Annotated in this window: 4 protein-coding genes; 1 reads left to right on the top strand and 3 read right to left on the bottom strand. The window is 65.5% G+C overall.

Translation table 11 applies throughout. From position 1 onward, the window contains the following. Together VFP86_13755 and VFP86_13750 are read right to left on the bottom strand one after the other, a co-directional pair. Nucleotides 1–489, bottom strand: a 489-nt coding sequence (locus VFP86_13755; protein ID HET9000703.1) for a hypothetical protein, incomplete at its 3' end; no start/stop codon positions are given. Between the two features lie 40 nt (nt 490–529). After that, nucleotides 530–691: a hypothetical protein gene (locus tag VFP86_13750; protein HET9000702.1), complete on the bottom strand. Its 162-nt coding sequence runs from the start codon at nt 689–691 to the stop codon at nt 530–532. Nucleotides 692–1,156: 465 nt separating this feature from the next. Between VFP86_13750 and VFP86_13745 the strand changes: the two genes are divergently transcribed. Further along, nucleotides 1,157–1,642 (top strand): reverse transcriptase-like protein, encoded by a 486-nt coding sequence (locus VFP86_13745; protein HET9000701.1) that lies wholly within the window; start codon nt 1,157–1,159, stop codon nt 1,640–1,642. Here VFP86_13745 and VFP86_13740 read toward each other — a convergent pair. Further along, nucleotides 1,639–2,744: alkaline phosphatase family protein (locus tag VFP86_13740; protein ID HET9000700.1), on the bottom strand; the 1,106-nt coding region annotated here is incomplete at its 5' end. The genes VFP86_13745 and VFP86_13740 overlap by 4 nt on opposite strands.

Below are 2,744 nucleotides of genomic sequence, written 5' to 3'. Positions count from 1 at the left end.
GTCCAGCCTGCGGAGACGCGCCTGCCCCAGCCTGGCGAGCTCCTTGCCGCACCGGTACATGTGCGCGCCGATCATCAGCAGGCCGTGCCGCCGCGCGACCTCCAACGCTTCGTCGAAGGGCGGTTTGTAGCCCGTGACTGGGGAGGCACACAGCCCCTGACTGAACCGCCCGAGCTGATCCAGCGTGCCGAGCAGCAGGATGTCGCAGCCCTCCGACACGCCTAGCTCCGCTCCGGTCAGAACACGCAGCTGATCATCGACGACCAGAACACCATTGTCATACGCGAGCGTCTGGCAGAGGACGTCATACATGGTCCAAAAGTCCGGGGCATGAAAGTGCTCGGTCAGCACGAACGCGTCGAGTTCGGTCTGCCGCGCCTGCGATACCGTCCACCAAAACGCGTCCAGCGAGAACGGGAGCCGTTTCGACGGCTTTGCATGCGTGTGAAAATCAATGCGCTTCCCCGAGCACACCCTGGGGTTCTTCATGAGCGTGACGTCCCACCTCCGGTTGTCATGGGTCCGTTAGTCAGATACCCAGCAGCAGTCTGACACAGACCGCCGCCGCCACCGACACCAGGAGCAGCACCCCGAAGATCGTCGCGGCCACCCTGATGTCCTCCCGCCACCTCGTCCAACTGTCCGAGGGTGCCTCGATCCCGTCTCGCGACTCGATCGGACCCATGGCCATCCCACCATCCCCCAGTCTTCCTTTTATAAAGTAGGGCGCGAAAGTTAACCGGAGGTGAAGCACAGTTGAAGGCTGGGTGAAGCCGCCCTTTCACACAGGGTTCGACCGGGCTTCACGTGCCCTTGACCCGCATCTGGGTACACTAAGGGTGAGCAAGCCTCATCGGACGACCCCACCTAAGGAGGGGTGCGTGCACAAGGCGCTCAGTCTCGCCCGGGAGGATGTCGAGAGGTCCGGCTCCCTAGTCCCAAGCGCGCCGCGAGGAGCCAGACCCCAAGGCAGAAGGCATCCTCTCCGAAGGACGGAGCCGGCAGGCCTGGGTGCACGCTCCCTCCCTCTCCTGCGCCCCCGTACCCCTACCCGACGCCTCTGGCAGCGCCTCGAGGACGACCGGGAGCTGATCGGCCTCAAAATCACGCTGCTCGCCGGCTTGGGGGTACTCACCGCCGCCCTCGAGTGGGTGCGATGAATACGGATCGGGTGTTCCATGCGTACGTCGCGACCGCCCAGAGGGGACAGTGGGCGGGCCTCGGCGTGGTCTTCGTCGATCCCCGCGGCGAGGTGCTCCGCCGCGTTGGCCGCCGGGTGTCCGTCTCGAACCGGGATCTCGCCGCGTTTCAAGGTATCCTGTATGCCCTGTGGACGGCGCGGCGGCTCGGGTCGCGCCGCGTGGTAGTACACAGCGATCATCCCGCTGTGGTCGCCCAGATCAACGGGGACGAAGCGGTGCGCGCGGACCTCGTCGGCCCCTACCTAGAGGTCCGCGCGCTCCTGCATGCCTACCGAAGCGCCCGCGTCGAGGGCGACCAGATGGGCTGGGGGCCGGAAGCCCAGGCCATGGCCGAGGCCGCGCTGGCGTTCGATGTCAATGCGTTTGACGTGACAGACATGGTCGTCGAGGACCTGCCGCTGTGGTCCTGGCGGGTCGCTACAGAGCGCACTCCTGTTTAGAAGTTGAACGCGTTCCGGAGATCGCCGGCCCCGGCGTCCCGGCTGCCCAGCGGCTTGAGACCCCAGCGCGTTTCGATCAGCTTGAGGATCGCGGTGGTGTCGTATTGCGTGTGGTCGACGTACCGCCGCTTGGCGAATGGGGACACGATGATGGCGGGCACCCGAGCGCCGGGACCCCAGCGGTCGACCTTGGGAGGCGCGACGTGGTCCCAACGACCGCCGTGCTCGTCGTAGGTAATGATGATCGCCGTGTCCTTCCAGTAGGGGCTGTTCATCACGGCGGCCACCAACTCGAGCACATGCTGCTGCCCGCGCATTAGGTTGGTATACCCCGGGTGTTCATTGTCGGGCCCGAGCGGTTTGACAAACGCGACGGCCGGAAGCTTGCCGTCCCGGAGCGCCGCCCAATAGTCCTGTTCGTCCTTGAGGTGCTGGGCGCGCCCGGCCGTACCGTCCGCGTACCTGGCGAAGTAGGCAAATGGATGATGATGAAACTGGAAGAGCGGATCGGGGTGCCCGGAAACCGCGTCGTTCCACCCACCCGCGTACCAAGCCCAGGAGATCCCCTTCTCGTCGAGGCGGTCGCCGATGTTCGGGGCGGTCTGGTTGGGGACCAGTCTCGCAGGATCCATCTCCACCGGGTGGGGTTGATTCACGGTGTAGGACGTGTTGATCGCGTAGCCGTCCGGCGTCACCTGGCCATCCTTCACCATCATGCCGGTCGCATCCATCTGCGCCTTCACGGCATCCGGGGCGCTGGCCCAGACCGGGGTGCAGGCGCAGACCAGCCAGAAGTGGTTCAAGAACGAGCCGCCGAACGCCGCGTGGAAGAAGTTGTCGGCAAGCACGTACTGCTGGGCCAGCTTGCCTTCAGGCATGTTGGTCGCGTCGTAGTAGCTCAGCACGAGCCCGGCGGCGTCGCTCCAGGCGACAAACTTGTCCATCTTGCCGCCATCGATCTGGTACTGCTCCTGATAGTAGCGGTGGACCAGGTCGCCGGTGCGATCCTCGGGTTTCACATACTGCGCCGCGTCGAAGGGCGCTACCGGCATGTTCGCCGGGAACCGGGGGTCGGGGCCCACCGGGCTCTTGGTCGTGTCGA

The organism is bacterium, assembly GCA_035703895.1.
In the GTDB taxonomy this organism is placed as follows: domain Bacteria; phylum Sysuimicrobiota; class Sysuimicrobiia; order Sysuimicrobiales; family Segetimicrobiaceae; genus Segetimicrobium.
Note: the sequence above shows the minus strand (reverse complement) of the source record. Positions and strands in the feature narration are given on the sequence as shown.